The organism is Emticicia soli (assembly GCF_037860775.1).
GTDB lineage: Bacteria > Bacteroidota > Bacteroidia > Cytophagales > Spirosomataceae > Emticicia > Emticicia soli.
This window is the reverse complement of sequence record NZ_JBBEWC010000008.1, coordinates 202,786-222,420: the sequence shown is the minus strand read 5'-3', so window position 1 is coordinate 222,420 and position 19,635 is coordinate 202,786. Positions and strand designations below refer to the sequence as shown.

Sequence of the window (19,635 nt, the reverse complement as noted above, 5' to 3'; positions counted from 1 at the left end):
TATAAAACTGTAAAAATAAGACGTTTTTATGTAGTCTTTGCAGATTTATTTATTATTTTGTTAAAAAATGCGTTTCAACGACTGATGACAAAAGAACAGGTTCTTAAAAAATATTTTGGTTACGATACATTCCGCCCACTTCAATCTGACATTATCGACACAATTTTATCAAAGCAGGATTGCCTCGTGCTGATGCCCACAGGCGGTGGTAAATCGGTGTGTTTTCAGGTACCTGCTATGGTGCTTGATGGCTTAACGCTGGTAATTTCGCCACTTATAGCACTCATGAAAGACCAGGTGCAGGCCCTGCAAGCCAATGGTATTCCGGCGGCTTTTATTAACAGTACACTATCGGGGGCAGAGCAACGTGACATTGAAACGCAATGCCGCACAGGTGCCTTGAAACTACTGTATGTTTCGCCTGAAAAACTGCTTACACCCAATTATCTTGATTTTGTTAAAACACTAAATGTTTGTTTGGTTGCCATTGATGAGTCGCATTGCGTTTCTACATGGGGGCACGATTTCAGACCTGAATATACCCAACTGCATATACTGAAACAGGCATTCCCAAATACCCCAATGGTAGCCCTTACAGCTACCGCCGACAGGGTAACGAGAAGAGATATTCTGAAACAATTGGGCATTCCTGACGCCAAAGTATTTATATCTTCATTCGACAGACCTAATCTTAAACTGGCTGTTTCACCGGGGCGGAATCGGCTGAAAGTGATTCACCAGTTTATTGCTCAACGCCCAAAAGATTGCGGTATTATTTATTGCCTGAGCCGCAAAAATACCGAAGAAGTAGCCGAAGGCTTACGAAAACTGGGTGTAAGAGCCATGCATTACCATGCCGGAATTGATGCTCAAACACGCTCGGAAGTACAGGATTCTTTTATAAAAGACGAGATTCAGGTAATTGTGGCTACAATTGCCTTTGGTATGGGTATCGATAAATCGAATGTGAGGTTTGTGGTACATTACAGTTTACCATCGAACGTTGAGAGTTTTTATCAGGAAATTGGTCGGGCGGGTCGTGATGGAATGCCATCTGATACGCTTTTGTTTTACAGCTTTGCCGATATTGTTACCCGCAAGGAAATGATTGATAAGTCGGAGTTGCCACCAGAAATGAAAGAGGTTCAGTTGGCAAAACTCGACCGCATGAAACAATATGCTGAAACAGAGATTTGCCGTCGAAGGGTGCTATTAAGTTATTTTAACGAAGAAGCGCAGCAAGATTGTGGTAATTGTGATGTGTGCCAAAACCCGCCCGTGAAGTTTGAGGCTACTATTTTTGCACAGAAGGCACTATCAGCCGTTGCCAGAGCCAACGAAAAAGTGGCTATGGGTATGTTGATTGATATATTGAGAGGTGCGCAAAACCGAAATGTGTTCGAACACAATTATCATACACTTAAAACCTTTGGCGTAGGCAAAGAACTAAGGTATGAAGAATGGGCCGATTATATAACGCAAATGCTCAACTCGGGCATTATAGATATTGCTTATGACGAACGCCATGCTTTGAAACTAAATGCCCTCTCGTGGCAGGTTCTTAAAGGCGAACGTAAAGTTGAACTTGTGAAGTTTGAGCCGTATGAAGTGAAAAAGGCGAAACAGGAAGAGGCCGCACCAAAAGAAAAATCGAAGAAAGAGGTTATTAAAGATGCGCTGTTTGATAAACTAAGGATATTGCGCAAAAAGATTGCCGATGAGCTCAACCTCCCTCCTTTTGTGGTGTTCTCTGATGCTACGCTTTCAGACATGGCGCAGAAGAAACCTATCAACAAAATGCAGATGCTGGCGGTATCGGGCGTTGGGGAACAGAAGTTTAAGCAATTTGGCGAGCAGTTTATTAATGAGATTCTTGATTTTGCAAGAGATAATTCAGAATCGGGCAAGACAAAAAATGTAAAAGGCTTTACTTTTATTGAAACCCTTGAGCTTTATCAGAAAGGTTTGCCGATAGAAGACATTGCTCAACGACGTAATCTTAGTCCTGTTACGATTATCAGCCACTTAGTAAAACTTCGGGAAGAAGGAAATGAGATTAACCTAAAAGATTTAATACAAAGCTACGAATATAACCAAATTATAGCCGCAGCTATGCGATTAAATATGCAAAAAGGCGATGCGCTAAGACCACTCTTTGACGAACTAGAGGGTTTGTACGACTACGGCAAACTGCGTATTGCAATGGCCTTGTGGGAGAACTAGCGCCTTGCTCTTGTTTTATTTAATGGAGAGCTTGCAAATGAATAACTATCAATTTGATTTTCATTAGGGTATCCTCACATTTTTACTACCTTCTTGCAATTGGCTTATCAGCTTAGCAATATTCTTTTGCATAGTTGCTTCTGTTTTTACATAGCTAAGGTATTTCAGAATATCTTTCTTGCGTGCAGGTGTCAGGGTGTCAAATGCTGCGTTTAAGTCATTTGTTTGTAAGGCATTTGCCAAGGCTTCGGGCATTGGATATTGTTTTTCTAAAACTTCGGTGTTTTGCTCAATTACAAACTCAGCCACTTCTCCGAGCGCAGTCTTGCCTCCTTTCATCATTACATAATTCACAAAAAGCCTGTATAGCGCATTTTTTACAGGCACAACCGTCTGAATAAAATCAAAGGTATTTATTTGTCCTTTTATTCTGATATAGCCTTTTTCGGCTGTCAACTGCGCCGTAATTTCCTGCGGCACATCAACACACCAATTAATGCCAGTCTGGTATATTTTTGCTTTGAATTTGTGAGGCATAGGTAAAAATCTTCGGAGTATTAAATACTTTCCAATTTGGTAATCCAGGCTTTGAATCTTGGAGATTTACTACGTATTCTATATAAACCTATGGCATCTGCTAAAATATCACCATATACCAGTTTATTGTATCCTTTTATGATTCTAGCAAGGCGATGCGAAGGGGAAGTTTCTTTTTTATTATTTATCATTTCGGGGTTATCATAATTTGCAAAAACCTCCTCTAATTCTTGCTTCCCAATTATATCCTCGGCGGGTAGGGTATCTGAGTATAAATAACACCAATATCATTAAATAACAAGCCCTCAAATTCGTGCAATTGAAGATATGGAATAAATCTGAAATTAAGTAATTCTGAAACATCGGCCTTCATGCTCTTCTCCAATGCCTCCATTCTTAGGTTTGGATTCGGTATTCTTTCTGCCAAGTCCCAATCAGGAAAACTATATTTTGAAAACAAACCATAGTAATCAATAAACGTAGTAACAATTGCTGTAGAATCTGTTCGCAAATGCGTCTCAATTTGCTGTTTAAGGATTGACCACTTTACAATTCCACCTCTTGAATGTTTAATCAAAGGTGCTTGAATATATATGTTTTTTGCAAGAAAGTGTGGCTGTAAAATTCGGTTGCAGAATGCCTGTTCTGTTTCACCCTCACAGATAATAATTATTCTCTTCATAGCCATTAATTAAAATTAGGTTGGCCAGAGTTAATAATATTTCTCTTCCACAAATCATCAATCGTATAATCTTCTAACCATAATTCAAGGGTATCTGAACTCAATCTTTTAAACACACTTTCGCCATTTATCTGATCAACTGTAATAATGTCTTCCGGCTCAAAATGGCTTATCAAATCGGTGGACTGTGTAGCAATTATAACCTGACAGTCTTTGGCAGCTACCGATTTTATCAAACCAGCCAGTTTCGCAATGGCAGTTGGATGCAGCCCTAATTCGGGTTCATCAATTATAATGGTTTCCGGTAGATTAGGTTGCATAAATAGAACCGTTAAGGCAATGAATCTAATTGTTCCATCAGACAAATCATTAACTCCATAAATTGTTGAAGAATATTTACTTTGCCATCTTAATTTAATATTCCCACTTGCTTCAGGTCTTAGAAAAAAGTCTAAAAAATAGGGGGCTATTGATTGAATAGTCTTTACTACAAAATTATAAACCTTAGGGTGTTCATTTAAAATATTATACAAAAACGCAGCTATATTCTCTCCTTTTTCATAAAGAGAGTACTTATCATTTTCAATGTTTGACTCTTTATTGAAGGGAGAGTTTTCTCCAGTATCGTGAAAATGATATTTTGAGAGACGATAGAGATAATCTCTTAAATAATCTGCTTCTGGAAATGTCTGATGTCTTAATGTAGATTCATTACCAAATGATGCTATATCAATTACATTTCCCTGAAAAGAGTTATTACTGTACCACATTCCTTCTTTGGTAAATATGAATCCGGCATCGCCCTTTTTTAATGTGAATGAATATCCATTAGTCTGATTAAAGAATAAATGAGCCGAAATTTCCTCAGTAACTTTATCGCCTTTATGCAAAAAAGTATCCACACCTTTAAGTGCAACAAATTCTTGAAGATTTCTTCTATAAATCTGCTTAAGGAAATCAAAAAAAGACAGGAAATTACTTTTACCACTCCCGTTTGCGCCAATCAAAATATTAATTGGGCGCAGTGGCAAATCCAATTCTTTTATTGATTTATATCCTTTAATTTCTATTCTTTCCATTTCTCTTTTTAAAGCCTATTAATTATTGCTTCTATTGACAAAGATATAAATTAGGCGTTATAAATATCAGCCGTCACGCTTTTCATTTTAACACCGTCCACCCTCTGGCCAATTCGACCAATGGGTATTTACCATTTCAGTTGGATTATATAAACTGACATCGCCTGTAAGAATAGCATCAGCTAATTGCTGAAACGTTTCTTTATCACTAGGTTTTTCTTCTATTGCTAAATCAGGGTGATGCCAATTATGTAAAGTCATAAAAACAGGTAAATCTTTAGGGATTTTATCAGAAATTTCCTCTCTTGTCAACCAGAATAAATGAGAATACTCAGGTATTAGCCCACGCATAAATTCCCATGGAGTAATTTTATCTTCGTATTCAAACTCAATCCCCTTTAATTTATAATGTTCTTTATCAAATATGATAGGCACAACAGTATTTCTGATATTTATACTCTTGGCTTCATCATTTAAATATTCGATTCCTGTTCCTTCTTCATACAAAAAAGCAGGAGCGTCATTATCAGATGCGAAATATTTAAATCTATCGCCCCATCCAATCAAGCAATTGCCAAAAATAGCTGATGTAGATGAGATTCCATCTAAACCTTGTTCTCGATTAAAATAATCTAAAACCTCAATCAAAATCGCCCACCTTTTTTCGTCTCTAAAAATGGTCATCTTTTGATCCCCGTGAAAAGAGTAACCATTATCAAGCATAGGAAAAACATATGCTTCTGCTTCAGAATCTAATTGTCTTAATATTTCAGTCCTATCAATCATGGTTACTTCATCTCTCTAAAAGTCAAACTAATCCTACCATTTTCAGTATCTGATTTCGGAATGGCGTGTTGCCACTGTTGCTGAATCTCCTGTGTCATGTATATCAGGCTTCCTGAGGGCAAGTCATAACTGATATATTCTTCTGGGTCTGCTATATTTCTGAATTTCAACGTACGGGTTTCACCCAAGGAAACGATGGCGATTCCGGTTTGAGGCTCTAAAATGTCAATCTGGTCGGAATGATACCCCATTTTTGACTTACCATCAAGATAATAATTAATCAGACAGTTATTAGGCTTAAAACCAATAACAGGCACTAACTTCTCAATGATTTTTTCTAACTCTGGCAGAAATGCCTGATACGGATAAGCTATTTGGGAATAATTATAGGCTTTACCAAAGCTAGCCGTTTTACGGGCAGCCATCTGGCTATCCCAATTAACTTCTTTAGTAAGCAACTCGAATAATTCTTTGTGATTGTCAATAAATTGATTGACGTGAAGAATCCCTTCCATTTTAAAATTGTGTTTTACTTAATCTGTCACAGTATCACAAATATAATAATCCAGATGCAATTATTGATTAATTGTGGTGCAAATTATCTTAAGCACTCCCCTACCTATACCCCTCAGCCTGCAAGTAAAACAACTCGGCGTAGCGGCCGTTTTTGGCGAGTAGTTCTTCGTGGCTGCCTATTTCTAACAATTGGCCTTTGTCTAAAACCAGAATGCGGTCGGCCATGCGAACGGTTGAGAATCGGTGAGAGATAAGCACGGCTGTTTTGCCTTTTGTGAGTTCGGCAAAGCGGCGGAACACCTCGTACTCGGCACGGGCATCGAGGGCGGCGGTGGGTTCGTCCAATATAATTACATTGGCTTCTCGCAGGTAAGCTCTGGCGAGGGCTACTTTCTGCCATTCTCCGCCCGATAATTCTACACCTTTGGCAAAGCGTCGCCCTAGTGGTTGAGTGTATTTAAGTGGTAGTTTTTCAATTACCGTATCGGCCAGACTTTGTTCGGCGGCTCTTTCCAGCTCGCTTTGTATATCTAATGATTCAATGTCACCCACAGCAATATTATCACCGGCTGTAAACTGAAAACGTTGGAAATCCTGAAAAATAACGCCTATTTGCTGGCGTAGTTCTGTTAGGTCGTATTCTCTTAAATCATAACCATCGAGCAAAATTCTACCCTCATCAGGGTCATACAAGCGAGCCAATAGTTTTACCAAGGTAGTTTTGCCTGAGCCATTCTCGCCAACTAAAGCCAGTTTTTCGCCAACTTTTAAGGTAAAACTCAAACCACGGGTTGCCCACCGCTCAGAATTAGGATATTTAAAGCCCACATTCTCAAATACAAAACCCTCACGTATCGGATTCGGAATTGGCCTAGGTTTGGCCGGAGAAATAATGGTAGGTATGATTTTATAGAAATCAAACAAATCGTTAAGGTAAAGTGCGCCCTGCGAAATACTTGTAAAGCGACCTAAAATGCCTTCTAACAATGACTGTAATTGTCGGAACGAACCTGTCAGGAAAGTAAGGCTACCGATACTCACCACGCCCTTCACGGTTTCAAAAACAATGATGCTATAAGCCGAAAAATATCCTACCGTGCCTATTGCCACAAGCAAAGTCCCCCACGATGCCCGTTGGATAGACAGTTTTTTGTTTTCGTTAAAATAGCGTGTCGATAAATTACGAAATCGCTCAATCAAGAAACCTGAGAGGCCGAAGAGTTTTACTTCTTTGGCGGTTTCATCACTGGCACCTATGTAGCGGTAATAATCTAGTTCACGCCGTTGGGGTGTCCAGCCTCTTTGCAGCGAATAGCTTCGTGCATTGAAATGCAACTCACCGATAAAAGACGGAATAACCGCTACCAACAACAAAAGAATCAACCACGGATTGAAGGCAAACAAACCTACCAGTAAACTTCCCATTGTAATGGCGTCTTGCCCTTGTGCCAAAGTTTGCGAAAGCAGGGCCGTTCGGCCGGAAACCTGCTGGCGAGCCCGCTCGAGTTTATCATAAAAAGTAGCATCTTCAAATTGCGCCAAATCGAGCGATGCGGCGTGTTCCATCAATTTAACTGATGTTTTATTGGCAAACGTATCACCTAATAAGCTATCAGTAAGGCTTATGCCTCTTGCCAATATATCGCTGATAATCACCAAGCCAAACTCTATGCCGAGCAAAAGCCACAAATGGTTAAAATCGTCTGATTTTGTATTAAAAAGTTTTATTACTTCATCAATCAACAATTTGGCTGTGTATAAAACCAGCAAGGGAATAACCGAACGAATAAGCCTAAGTACAATATTGCCTGATGCCAACGCAGGCGAGGTCTGGTAAACTTCTTTGATAAAAGTAGGCAGATTATTGAGTGCTTTCAGCCGTTGACGTATATCTATTTTTTCTTCTTTAGGTGCAGTAGCCATTTCTCTGTCGTGTCGTTTTGAAGATTTAACACAAGTGCAAGCAGTTTAGGTTCAACTTGCTTTATTGCTTTTACTGTTGTGAGTATCAATACTCAAAAATGAAAGAAAAGAAGCAAATCGCTATTTTTTGATAGAATTAAATTCTTACATTTGTTTTAAAGCATACTTAAACACGCTTTTGTAACCTAATTATATAGCAATTCGTCATCAAACGCATGAAAACACTACTCTGTGCACTTCTGATGTGTAGTTTTTTTACCGTAATAGCCCAGTCTGATAATATCGAAACCGAAATTAACAATCAGGTTTGGTTACCTTTTATTAAAACCTACGGTAATCTGGATGCCTTTGGTTTCATGAATCTGCATACAAGAGACCTCATACGTGTGCCTGTTGATGCAAAAAAAATCTATACGTTCGACGAATACAGTTATAACAATCAGCAAAACAACGAATATAACATGCGCCACAAAAGGAAGCAAGCCATTGAGTTTAGCTTCGAAGAGCGCATTCATAACGAAACTACAGCCTATGAAACAGGCTATTATAAAATTACCATCACGGAGTCAACAGGAAAAATCAGCTATTTTTATGGCAAATTCACAGTCGTTTTACGAAAATTCGATAGACGTTGGAAAATAGCCCTCGATAGCGATACAAGTAAAGACATAACAGAAACCATGTTCCTGAAAGGGAAAAAACTATAACCTGAGCCTGACACCGAATGAAAAAACTTTTTACCAATCTTACCTTCTGGGTACTAACGGCCATTATAGGTGGTGTTTTGTTAGGCCACTATAACCCGGAGTTTGCCTTAAATCCTATTTTCGAAAAAGGTTTCAAATTTAATCTGCTTATTTCTGAATTTGAGATAAAAAACACTTTCAGTGAGTTTCTGAGTAGTATTTTTATCAGCACCGTTAAGTTGTTTATCAACCCTATCATCTTCGTAACCATCACATTGGGCATTATCTCGATGGGTGATTTAAAGAAGGTGGGTAAAGTAGGTGCTAAAGCATTGATTTATTTTGAGGTTGTTACAACCGTAGCGCTTATTGTCGGCATTGTGGTTGCCAATATTCTTCGCCCCGGCGATGGCGTTGTTACGAAAGACATTAAGGGCGGCGACATCTCTAAATACACCCAAAGTGCCGACGATTTCAGTTGGATAAAATTCTTCTGGGATAACGTAACGCTTCAAGTACTGGTTGTAGCCATTGTATTGGGTATTTCACTAAGCAATTATTCGGGCCGACAAGCGGTGGTTAATTTCCTGACGCCTATCTCTAAAAAAGTTTTCTGGGCATTGCATAAAGTTATGTTGTTTGCCCCTATCGGTGCTTTTGGCGGTATGGCCTTTACAGTAGCCAAATATGGTATCAAAACCTTGCTTCCGCTAGCCAAACTTATGGGTACGGTTTATACTACAATGGCTATTTTTGTGTTTGTGGTGCTATATTTTATACTGAATTACTATAAAATAAGCCTGCTGAAGTTCTTGAAATACATCAGAGAAGAATTACTGATTGTATTAGGCACTTCATCGTCAGAAGCTGCGCTACCCTCACTAATGGAAAAACTCGAAAAAATGGGTTGTTCAAAATCTGTGGTTGGGCTGGTTGTTCCGGCAGGGTACTCTTTTAATCTTGATGGCACTACTATTTACCTATCAATGGCGGTTATTTTTCTGGCGCAGGTGTTTAACGTGCATCTCGATATTCAGCAGATTCTGACAATCATCGGTATTCTGATGGTAACATCGAAAGGTGCAGCTGGCGTAACAGGCAGCGGTTTTATTGTGTTGGCTTCTACCCTATCGGCCATCAAAGTCATCCCGGTAGAAGGGCTTGCTTTGCTACTGGGTGTCGACCGTTTTATGTCCGAAGCCCGTGCCATTACCAATTTTATTGGCAATGGTGTGGCTACGGTCTGGATTTCAAACAATGAAAACGAATTCGACCGCAACAAAATGAATCTGGCATTTAATAATGTCGATAAATTTGAAGATATTATTTCTGATAATATTAAGTATTAATGGGTTCATTTTTTGTAGAGACGACATGCTGGCGTCTCCATTGGACTGTCTGATTCCAAAAAATGATATTTGATAAATAGAACCCAATAGATAGATTTTAAACATTTATAGACCCTTGGAGACGCCAGCATGTCGTCTCTACGAAGCGGACTATTTTTAAAATATTATTCTTTATTATCAATCAAAAACAGCAAACAATTTCCAAATATATTTCATCAATTACACTATCATTCATGGCCTTTCAATAGGTTAAAACAACATTTTTCTTTCTATCTAACAATTTTCTATGCGTACCTTTGCGCCTGGAAAACAAAACTTATTCGAAATGAGTACGAAGAAAACACTAAAAGAAGAAGCCTTATATTACCATGCCAAAGGAAGACCGGGCAAAATTGAGGTGATTCCGTCAAAAGAAACAGCCACGCAAAGAGACTTAACGCTAGCCTATTCGCCGGGGGTTGCCGACCCATGTATGGCTATTTTTGAAAACCCCGAAGATGTTTACAAATACACTGCCAAGGGAAACCTGGTAGCGGTTATTTCTAATGGCACAGCGGTATTAGGTTTGGGCGACATCGGGCCGGAAGCAGGAAAGCCTGTAATGGAAGGGAAAGGGCTTTTATTTAAAATATATGCCGATATTGATGTGTTCGACATAGAATTAAATACCAAAGATGTTGACGAGTTTGTAAGAACAGTAAAGATTCTTGAACCAACGTTTGGCGGTGTGAATCTTGAAGATATTTCGGCACCTGAGTGTTTTGAAATCGAGGAGCGTCTGAAAGCCGAAATGAATATTCCGGTAATGCACGACGACCAACACGGAACGGCCATTATCTCGGCCGCAGCCTTGTTGAATGCTCTTGAGTTGGTAAACAAGAAATTTGAAGACGTACGCATCGTTATCAACGGCGCAGGTGCTTCGGCTATTTCTTGTACTCGCTTATACAATAGTTTAGGCGCACAGAAAAAGAACATTTTTATGTTCGATAGCAAAGGGCTTATTCACCCTAGTCGTACAAACCTCGATGGCAAGAAAATTGAATTTGCCAACGATACAATGGCTGCTGAAACTACATTAGCCGAGGCTTTAAATGGTGCTGATGTATTTATCGGTTTATCGAAAGGGAACACACTGAAGCAGGAAATGGTACAATCAATGGCAAAAGATTGTATTGTGTTTGCTATGGCAAACCCAACGCCTGAGATTTCGTACGACGAAGCAATGGCCGCACGTGAAGATATTATTTTTGCTACGGGTCGTTCAGATTACCCGAATCAGGTAAACAACGTATTGGGCTTCCCTTATATATTCAGAGGGGCGCTAGATGTGCGTTCGAAAGTAATTAACGAAGAAATGAAACTGGCGGCTGTAAGAGCCCTGGCTGAATTAGCTAAAAAGCCTGTGCCTGATATTGTAAACCTGGCTTATGGCGAAAACAACATGATTTTTGGTAAAAAATACATTATTCCAAAACCTGTTGACCCTCGTTTGCTAACCACAGTTGCCCCTGCCGTAGCCAAAGCTGCTATGGATACAGGCGTGGCTAAATTTCCGATTACTGATTGGGAGGCTTACGACACGCAATTATCGAAACGTCTGGGTCAAGACAATACCCTGAGCAAGGTTATCATTACCAAAGCTAAACAAAACCTTAAACGTGTAGTTTTTGCCGATGCCGAAAACCTTACGGTATTGAAAGCTGCGCAACAGGTAATTGACGATGGCATTGCTATTCCGATTTTATTGGGTAACGAAAACCGCATTAACCAATTGGTATTAGAAAACCATATTGATGTGGCAGGGGTTGAAATAATTGACCCTCGCTCGCCAAAAGAAGAAGCTCGTTTGCAGCAATTCGGCGATATTTTCTATGAAAAACGTAAGCGCAAAGGACTGAATAAATTTGAGGCAAGGGTATCGATGCTTAATCGTAACTACTTTGGTGCCATGATGGTAGAAGCTGGCCAGGCCGATGCTATGATTGGTGGTATGACCCGTAATTATCCTGAAACTGTTCGTCCTGCGCTTCAAATCGTTGGCCGACAAGAGGGCGTAAAGAAAGTTTCGGGTATGTATATTCTGATGAGCCGTTTTGGTCCGTTGTTCCTTGCCGATACTACGGTTAACTTTAACCCGACAACCGAAGAGATTGTTGAGATTACAGAACTGGCAGCCAAAGAGGTTGAGAAATTTAATATTAAGCCTAGAATTGCTTTACTAACTTACTCTAACTTTGGTAGTGCCGATGGTGAAGATGCGCTAAAAATGCAAAAGGCAGTGGCGATTCTGAAAGAGAAACATCCGACCATGATTGTAGACGGTGAAATGCAAGCCCACTTACCGTTTGACTTGGATTTATTGCGTGAAAACCACCCATTCTGCGACTTGGTAGATGGTGGTGCCAATACGCTTATTTTCCCGAATCTATCGGCTTCGAACATTGCGTATAACTTGGTAAAAGAAATAGCCAATATTGAGAAGATTGGACCTATTTTGCTTGGTATGAAAAAACCTGTGCACGTATTGCAGCTAGGTAGCTCGGTGCGAGAAATCGTAAACATGGTTGCCATTGCAGTAGTTGATGCGAAATAAGAGTATTTTTATACAGAAAAATGCTATCTGTCTTTTGATGGGTAGCATTTTTTGTTTGGTTTAATATTTTACCACGGAGGTGCACTATGTTTAGCACAGATTTACACAGAGTTTTCTCCGTGATACTCCGTGTTTTTAAACTCTGTGCCACTCCGTGGTTTAAAATTATTCACCGCCCTATTTTACTTTTTTGCCAAATGACAGCAAATGGCTTGTTGCGATTATATAAGATAGAAAACCTTATTCAGGTACCAAACAAGTGAAAGGATAAAGAGGGATATTTCGGAGAACCAGAAAGCATACAACAAATAACACAAGGGGCAAAATGATTTTTCTGGAATATAGCGCCGTAGGGAGTACTTTTTTACTGCTTATTTCTTCATACAATTTTAAGGCAACAAGAGGTAGTACAACAAAAACAAGCAGGTTATTTTGTGCAGCACTTACAATGTGCCCATGCAACAAGGCATGAAAAGCCCTTTGCCCGCCACAACCCATGCAATACAAACCCGTAGCCTTATTGAACATACATTGCATATTAGGCAAAAAACCAAGCGCAGGATAATAAAAATAATAAGCGGTAATAGCACAAACTATTACCGCCAATGTTATTTTATATAATCGCTTGTTGCTCATAGCGTGTCTATTCTTCAATCACAAGGGTTCTTGCGGCTAAATCGTGCAGGTTTTGTTCTTCTTTGTTAAACAAACATACCAAAAACAAAAGGAAGCAGAATTGGCCTGTAACATACTTAACCAATGCTCTGATAAAAGACTCACCACTATTCAGCATTTCGCCGTTTTCTTTTACCACTTTTATGCGCATAATATTCATGCCCAGTGTTGCTTGGCGTGGCGATGCTATCATTAAGCCATCGTAAATAATAGGGGCAACAAGAGCCAACAATATGATACCGATAAAACTAATGCCTGTTGCAGCAAGAGCTGCGGCTTCGCCACTTGTAAGGTCACCGTCAAAACCAGGCGATGCAAAGCCTAAAAAAGCAAAAATACCACCGAAAGGAATAAAGATTAAGGTAAAACCAACACTAAGAATGATAAAGTCAAGAATATAGGCAATGAGACGCTTGCCAAAACCAGCCAACCTGAAATTGTTCATAATAAATTTGTTTAGAGTAGAAGATAAGTTTATACAGTTCTATAATCAAATCTAAAAAATAATTCCGAACAATCACAAATATTAAGTTCAAAAATAGCTAATAATCAGCAAGTTAACGTATTTATTTACTTAAAGGCAATCAATTCTTGTTTACAAACTCATTTACCTTTATTTTTTCGAATACATCAATGAAACTTCTGGCACTAGCGTTGTAGATTTTTACGCCTAAGGCTTGGGCATATTGCCCTACTACCTCGTAGCCATAAAAGGCTTTATGCAGCGAAAAAAGCTGCTGACTCATATATGACTTTTCTTTTACGGCTATGTCAAAGTCTTTTTGTTGAAAGAAATGCTTATCGCTCACAACCAGATTATTGTCGTCGTCAAGTCTTATCATTTCGTGCCATGAGTGGTCGGCGCCAAAGATATAAATTTCTTTAAAACCCATATTAACCGCATAAAAAAGTGTACCTACCAATACGTTCTGGCATTGAGGCGTACCCAAACCACGCTTAAAAAACCAATGTTTAAGCCACGTAAAACCAGTAACAATAGTATAATTGTACGGAACAAGTTTAATGTTAGGCGTATCTTTAAAGAAACTCTGAAAATAGGCCGAATTATACATCTGAAACGGCATATAAAGGTTCATTTCCCAGGTGGTATCGCTAGCCATGTGTTGCAGACCATTCTTACAAACATGATTAGGATTCAGGAAAGACATATCCAGAATAAAATAGTTTCTGGGTTTTAGTTGGGTATATTGCTCAGTAACAGAAAAAAGGTTAACAGCAAATAGTTCGAGACTCTTAATGAACTCAATATCTCGTTCGAGTGAAGTATTAAGCGAAGGCCCATTGCCCAATATGCCACAGCGAGGCTTACTGGCGGTGGTTCGTTCTACCGAAAACTTCGACATCAATAGCACCTTAAAAACAGAAATGATGCTATTGATAACTAAATTAATTGATTGCTGTACCGACAAAAGGAAATTTACCATAAACACGAATTTTGGGGCAAAATAAGGCTAATTTTATATCAAATCAAATAGGTCTTTTACGCCTAGCATTCTGGTTTTGGTGTAACCTTCGCCAAACTTTGCACCAATCGGATGCCCCATTTCTTGTGAACGAGCTTTCAGAAAATCCATAAACTCAGGGCTTGTGAGGTAAGACTCCGGCTCTGTACTTTCAGGGTCATGAAACTGGCTCTTATAGGCACGGATAGACGCTTCTTTTGCAGCCCAGAAATCAGAAATATCAACCACAAAGTCGGGTTTTATGTGGCGGTCTTGTATATAATGATACAGGTATTTTGGGCGCCAGGCGGCTTGCGTGTTGCCAGAGTCATCGAGGGTTTGAATCATGCGCAGACCAGATAAAAAACAGGCATCTACTGCTAAAGCTGCCCCTTTACCGTGGTCGGGGTGGCGGTCTTCAACAGCATTGGCCAACACTATTTCAGGTTGATATTTGCGGATAACCCTTATTAGCTGCATCTGGTGGTCTTCATCGTTTTTGAAGAATCCATCTCTGAAACCCAGATTCTCACGAACCGAGATATTTAGTATTTCTGAGGCAGCTTTTGCCTCTGCTGCACGTATTTCGGGCGTGCCACGGGTTCCGAGTTCGCCTCTTGTAAAATCTACAATGCCTACTTTTCTACCTTTACTGATGGCCATTGCCATTGTTCCTCCGGCCGACATTTCGGCGTCGTCAGGGTGGGCTGCCATTACGAGTATATCTAATTTCATCGCTTGATTATTTAGTGATTTAGTGAATGAGTGATTTAGTGAATTGTAAATGGCGGATTTGCGAATGGTGAATTAGTGAATATTTTGATTTTTGCGTTTATAATCACTCAATCGCTCATTCACTAAATCACTAAATTCTCCTCTATATTCATAAAAAAAAAGCGACGTAAATAGTTTCACGTCGCAATTAAAATATGTCTTTTAAACCTTATTTCACACGGAGTCTATAACCCGGGCGAAGTTTAGTGGTTGTTCTGATGCGGTTCATTTTGGCAATATTGCTTGCAGTGGTATTGAAACGGTCGGCAATTTCAGAAAGAGTGTCTCCTGAGCGAACACGTATCCATTGTTTGCGGGTTATTGCTTGCGGCTCGTCAAACTCGAAATCTCCTTTGCTTGTACCTCCTCTCAGGTAATCATACACACGCGAGGTCATGGTAAATTCGGCTGAGTTGATTTCTATTTTTTCAGGGTTAAAAGTAAAGATATTTTTCGGGTCGAAAGGGTTACCTTCATAACGAGTCTCGAAGTGTAAGTGAGGCCCAGAGCTACGGCCGGTGCTTCCACCTTTACCAATTTCATCGCCTGCTTTCACAACCGTGTTGGCTTCAAAGTTAATCTTCGACAAGTGTCCGTAAAGGGTTTCTAAACCATTGTAGTGGCGCACTACCACACAGCGGCCATAGCCACCATGCACGCCCGATACCCGTATGATACCATCAAAAGCGGCATAGATAGGCTCGCCTGTATCAAGGTCAAGGTCAATACCTGTGTGCCAACGGCGCCATCTCCAGCCAAACTGCGAGTTGGTTACGCCTTTTGCCATCGGGCCAGACCAGTATCGGCCTTGTGAAATATCGTATAGCTGAATCGGCACTACCTCTTCGTAATCTTTGGCATCAATACCATAAGGGTCAATTACGCTGGTATTCCAGACCGAAAAATAACTAGCAATTTTTACCATGTCGTCGCTTCCGGCAAACTGCGCTTCTTCTTCAATCTCTACAATCTGTATTTCGCCTTCATCAATAGAAGACGTATCTTCATGCACAGCGGCATTCAGTTCTTTGATAGGCTCAATTTTCAGATTGCTGCTTTTGCTGCCTTTTGCGGCATCAAAATCGTTGATAAAACGCAATTTAGGCTCTTCCTCAAAACTAAACTCATCGTCTTGTTTCTGAGGTTTGTTATTTTTGTTTTTGGAATCTTTCTGATTAGAAGGAATATTGGGTTTATTCAATCTTACGCCTCTCTCTCTTTGAGCCTGCACATTAGCGATACTCAAAAGATAAAGCGAAGCAATAATGGTAAATAAAGCCTTTCTCATTTTGTATTTATGTTTTAGGTTTCCCCATAATAATGTATCAGGCCGAGTGGTCTGACACATAAAATGTTCAATATTAAGCAATTATGCCTTTTAATGCAAACTTTTTTCTGCCAAATATCTTTCGGCGTCTAGTGCAGCCATACAGCCCGAACCTGCTGCTGTTACCGCCTGACGGTAGATTTTGTCTTGTGCATCGCCACAGGCAAATACCCCTTCAATGTTTGTTTTAGAGCTTCCTTTCACAGTTTCAAGGTATCCCGCTTCGTCCATATCCAAAAATCCGTTAAAGATTTGTGTATTTGGTTGATGACCAATGGCTACAAAAAACCCGGTTACATCTAGTACTGACTCTTCTTGTGTAACATTGTTTTTGATTCTCACACCCGTTACGCCGTCGGTTCCTAGTACTTCTAATGTATCTGTGTGGTAAAGAATCTCGATATTCGGGGTATTTTCAACGCGTTTCTGCATAATTTGTGAGGCTCTGAACTCACCCTTACGCACAAGCATATATACCTTTTTGCAGAGTTTCGATAAATAATGTGCTTCTTCGCAAGCGGTATCGCCCCCGCCTACTATGGCTACATTCTGGCCTCTGAAAAAGAATCCGTCACAAACCGCACAGGCCGAAACCCCATAGCCATTCAAACGTTGTTCTGATTCCAGACCCAGCCATTTAGCCGAAGCACCCGTAGCTATAATAACGGTTTGCGCAACAATTTCGTGTGTATCGTCAATAATAACTTTGTGTTCTAGTGGTGTTGAGAAATCAACCTTTGTAGCCATTCCCCAACGGTTGTCGGTTCCGAAACGTTCAGCTTGCTTTTTAAAATCTTCCATCATTTGCGGGCCCATGATTCCTTCTGGATAACCCGGAAAATTTTCAACATCGGTGGTAATTGTTAATTGTCCGCCCGGTTGGCCTCCCTGATACATTACAGGTTTCAAACCTGCTCTTGCTGCGTAAATTGCTGCGGTATAACCTGCCGGACCTGAACCCAAAATCAACACTTCTACTTTTTCTTGTGCCATTATATTGATAATCGTGATTGTATTAATTGTATATTTTATCAACATGGTTATTAATGATAGCCATGTTGATAAATGAACATAGTTTTCGAGGCACAAAGTTCATCAAATTTGGCGGGATAGACAAGTTTAGAATATCTTCATTTCAATTCTTCGGTTCATCTGGCGGTTTTCGTCAGTATCATTTGCAGCAATCGGGCGGGTTTCGCCATAGCCAACCGCTTTTACATTGGTTGCTATGGCTCCTTTGCTTACCAGATAACTTACCACGGCATCAGCCCTGCTCTGCGATAAAGCAAGGTTATCGGTATCTTTACCTACATTATCGGTATGCCCCGAAATCTCGACTTTTACCTGTGGATTTCCTTTTAATAAGAGCAGTAATTTATCTAATTCGGCAAATGATTCGGGTCTTAGTTCGGCCTTACCCGAATCGAAGAAAATATTATTCAGCACAATATCAACATCTTTTCTGATTGGCTCTAGCGACACATTTACCGTTTTGCCATTGGCATCGGTTTTCTCCGAAAAATCGAACGAAAGGCTCTTGTTGAAATAATTATCCTTGTTAATAAAAAGCCCAAAATGGCTACCATTTGGCAATACGGCTGTGTATTGCCCTGTTTTGGTATCAGACTTTACACGCTCTATGGTTTTGCCTGTTTTTAAATCTATCAGTTCAATATCAGCCGATATGTTTTTCTTGGTCTGGGCATCTTGCACAATTCCTTTCACGTAGTTTACCCTACTAAAACGTGTACTTAATTCTTGTGGAATATCAAACTCATAAAGGCGTGTAGTTTGCTTGGTATTAAAAGAATAATAGCCTTTTTTACCATCGGAAGTAATAAACAATGCCACTTGGTCTTCGTGCGTATTAATCGGATAGCCGAGGTTCTGAGGTTTAGTATAGGTATTGAGTTTTTGCTCGGTCATAAACAAATCGAAGCCACCCATGCCCGTGTGCCCCTCGGAGGCGAAGAAAAGTGTATGCCCATTGGCATGAATAAATGGCGAAATATCGTCTTTGTCGGTATTAATTGTATTACCCAAATTTACAGCCGGCGACCATACGTTGTTTACAAGCTCGCTCATCCATAAATCTTTCTCGCCAAAACCGCCCCGGCGTTTTGATGAGAAATAAAGAATATGGCCATCGTTCGATAAACTTGGCTGCGCTTCCCACTCATGGGTATTTATATTCAGGCCAAGGTTCTCGGGTGCGCTCCATTCATCTCCTACTTTTTTTGATATGTAGAGGTCGCAGCTTCCGAAACTATCTTTGGCATCACAACTTGTAAAAACGAGCGTTCGGCCATCGGCCGAAATGCTACAAGTACCTTCGTTGGCAGGTGTATTTATATTTGATGAAATACTCTCAGGTTTCGACCATTTGCCATCTACAAACTGCGAAGAAAACAGGTTTTCGTCGCCCTCGTTTGAGCGGGCTGTAAAAAACAACGTTTCGTTATCAGCCGTTAAAACCGGAAAATACTGGTAGGTTTTAAAATTAATAGCCTCGCCCATATCTTTTGCAGCAAAGCTCAATTTCTTTTGTTGTGCTTCAATGGCAAAATTGCAGGTTTCCAGTTGTTTATTAAGCTGTTTTACTATCATACTACCCGGAGGTGATTGTTTCAAGGCATATTCCAGTAGCGGCTTTGCCTTCTGGTAATCGCCGGCACGTAAAGCACGTGTGCCAACATAGGTATAAGCCTGTCGGTAAGAAGGTTCTTCAGGTTTAAACTGTATCGCCTTTGCATAATATTTCATGGCGTTGCCTTCGTTGCGTGCGGTTTCGCTCATCTGGCCAAGTTTAAAATATGCATCGGCATAGGTTGAGTCTTGCTCAATTGCTTTCAATAAACTTTCGGTAGCGTCGCTTGGTTTGCGGGCTACAAAACTCTTTACACCCTTATCATAAAACTCTTTTGCTTTTTGGTCTTGTGCCATTGTGGCACCCGATATGTAGATAAATAAAAGTAGCGAAAACAGCCTTTTCATTTTTAAAAACAGTTTTATAGTTTAA

General features: G+C 40.0%; 18 protein-coding genes. 4 read left to right on the top strand and 14 right to left on the bottom strand.

Annotated elements, in window-relative coordinates; all coding sequences use genetic code 11:
• Positions 1–84 precede the first annotated feature (84 nt).
• Positions 85–2,223 (top strand): DNA helicase RecQ, encoded by a 2,139-nt coding sequence (recQ, locus tag WAE64_RS14670; RefSeq protein WP_340237680.1) that lies wholly within the window; start codon positions 85–87, stop codon positions 2,221–2,223.
• A gap of 63 nt (positions 2,224–2,286) precedes the next feature.
• Here recQ and WAE64_RS14665 read toward each other — a convergent pair whose 3' ends face one another.
• The 7 genes from WAE64_RS14665 to WAE64_RS14640 form a co-directional block, all read right to left on the bottom strand.
• A complete protein-coding gene (locus WAE64_RS14665) occupies positions 2,287–2,760 on the bottom strand; it encodes a YdeI/OmpD-associated family protein (protein ID WP_340237678.1) in 474 nt (157 codons plus the stop codon).
• A 20-nt stretch (positions 2,761–2,780) separates the two neighbouring features.
• Entirely contained in the window at positions 2,781–3,002 is a 222-nt protein-coding gene (locus WAE64_RS24780; protein WP_379977501.1) for a DUF4276 family protein, read from the bottom strand.
• Positions 3,002–3,442 (bottom strand): DUF4276 family protein, encoded by a 441-nt coding sequence (locus WAE64_RS14660; RefSeq protein ID WP_340237676.1) that lies wholly within the window; start codon positions 3,440–3,442, stop codon positions 3,002–3,004. Before WAE64_RS14660 ends, WAE64_RS24780 begins: the two co-directional genes overlap by 1 nt.
• A 5-nt stretch (positions 3,443–3,447) precedes the next feature.
• Entirely contained in the window at positions 3,448–4,521 is a 1,074-nt protein-coding gene (locus WAE64_RS14655; protein ID WP_340237674.1) for an AAA family ATPase, read from the bottom strand.
• Between the two features lie 87 nt (positions 4,522–4,608).
• Positions 4,609–5,307 (bottom strand): DUF7003 family protein, encoded by a 699-nt coding sequence (locus tag WAE64_RS14650; RefSeq protein ID WP_340237672.1) that lies wholly within the window; start codon positions 5,305–5,307, stop codon positions 4,609–4,611.
• 2 nt (positions 5,308–5,309) lie between these two features.
• Positions 5,310–5,822 carry an alpha-ketoglutarate-dependent dioxygenase AlkB gene (locus WAE64_RS14645; protein WP_340237670.1) on the bottom strand — a complete coding sequence of 171 codons (513 nt, stop codon included), beginning with the start codon at positions 5,820–5,822 and terminating at the stop codon, positions 5,310–5,312.
• Between the two features lie 100 nt (positions 5,823–5,922).
• Positions 5,923–7,746 carry an ABC transporter ATP-binding protein gene (locus tag WAE64_RS14640; protein ID WP_340237669.1) on the bottom strand — a complete coding sequence of 608 codons (1,824 nt, stop codon included), beginning with the start codon at positions 7,744–7,746 and terminating at the stop codon, positions 5,923–5,925.
• A gap of 215 nt (positions 7,747–7,961) precedes the next feature.
• On the opposite strand from WAE64_RS14640, the gene WAE64_RS14635 reads away from it, so the two are divergent.
• The 3 genes from WAE64_RS14635 to WAE64_RS14625 all read left to right on the top strand — a co-directional run bounded on the left by WAE64_RS14635 (position 7,962) and on the right by WAE64_RS14625 (position 12,377).
• Positions 7,962–8,453: a YybH family protein gene (locus WAE64_RS14635; protein ID WP_340237667.1), complete on the top strand. Its 492-nt coding sequence runs from the start codon at positions 7,962–7,964 to the stop codon at positions 8,451–8,453.
• Positions 8,454–8,470: 17 nt separating this feature from the next.
• Positions 8,471–9,781 carry a cation:dicarboxylate symporter family transporter gene (locus tag WAE64_RS14630; protein WP_340237666.1) on the top strand — a complete coding sequence of 437 codons (1,311 nt, stop codon included), beginning with the start codon at positions 8,471–8,473 and terminating at the stop codon, positions 9,779–9,781.
• A gap of 325 nt (positions 9,782–10,106) precedes the next feature.
• On the top strand, positions 10,107–12,377 hold the full coding sequence (locus tag WAE64_RS14625; RefSeq protein WP_340237664.1) for an NADP-dependent malic enzyme: 2,271 nt from the start codon (positions 10,107–10,109) through the stop codon (positions 12,375–12,377).
• A 240-nt stretch (positions 12,378–12,617) separates the two neighbouring features.
• On the opposite strand, the gene WAE64_RS14620 is transcribed toward WAE64_RS14625, so the two are convergent.
• The 7 genes from WAE64_RS14620 to WAE64_RS14590 all read right to left on the bottom strand — a co-directional run bounded on the left by WAE64_RS14620 (position 12,618) and on the right by WAE64_RS14590 (position 19,610).
• On the bottom strand, positions 12,618–13,031 hold the full coding sequence (locus WAE64_RS14620; RefSeq protein ID WP_340237663.1) for a DUF2752 domain-containing protein: 414 nt from the start codon (positions 13,029–13,031) through the stop codon (positions 12,618–12,620).
• Positions 13,021–13,497, bottom strand: coding sequence for an RDD family protein (locus WAE64_RS14615; protein ID WP_340237661.1), 477 nt, complete (start codon positions 13,495–13,497; stop codon positions 13,021–13,023). Before WAE64_RS14615 ends, WAE64_RS14620 begins: the two co-directional genes overlap by 11 nt.
• Before the next feature lie 139 nt (positions 13,498–13,636).
• Positions 13,637–14,497: a hypothetical protein gene (locus WAE64_RS14610; protein ID WP_340237660.1), complete on the bottom strand. Its 861-nt coding sequence runs from the start codon at positions 14,495–14,497 to the stop codon at positions 13,637–13,639.
• Positions 14,498–14,530: 33 nt separating this feature from the next.
• Positions 14,531–15,250, bottom strand: coding sequence for a bacillithiol biosynthesis deacetylase BshB1 (gene bshB1 / locus WAE64_RS14605; RefSeq protein WP_340237658.1), 720 nt, complete (start codon positions 15,248–15,250; stop codon positions 14,531–14,533).
• A gap of 208 nt (positions 15,251–15,458) precedes the next feature.
• Positions 15,459–16,577, bottom strand: a complete 1,119-nt coding sequence (locus WAE64_RS14600; RefSeq protein ID WP_340237657.1) for a peptidoglycan DD-metalloendopeptidase family protein — start codon at positions 16,575–16,577, stop codon at positions 15,459–15,461.
• 90 nt (positions 16,578–16,667) lie between these two features.
• Positions 16,668–17,609 (bottom strand): thioredoxin-disulfide reductase, encoded by a 942-nt coding sequence (gene trxB / locus WAE64_RS14595; RefSeq protein ID WP_340237915.1) that lies wholly within the window; start codon positions 17,607–17,609, stop codon positions 16,668–16,670.
• A gap of 126 nt (positions 17,610–17,735) precedes the next feature.
• Entirely contained in the window at positions 17,736–19,610 is a 1,875-nt protein-coding gene (locus WAE64_RS14590) for an OmpA family protein (protein WP_340237655.1), read from the bottom strand.
• Between the last annotated feature and the right edge of the window lie 25 nt (positions 19,611–19,635).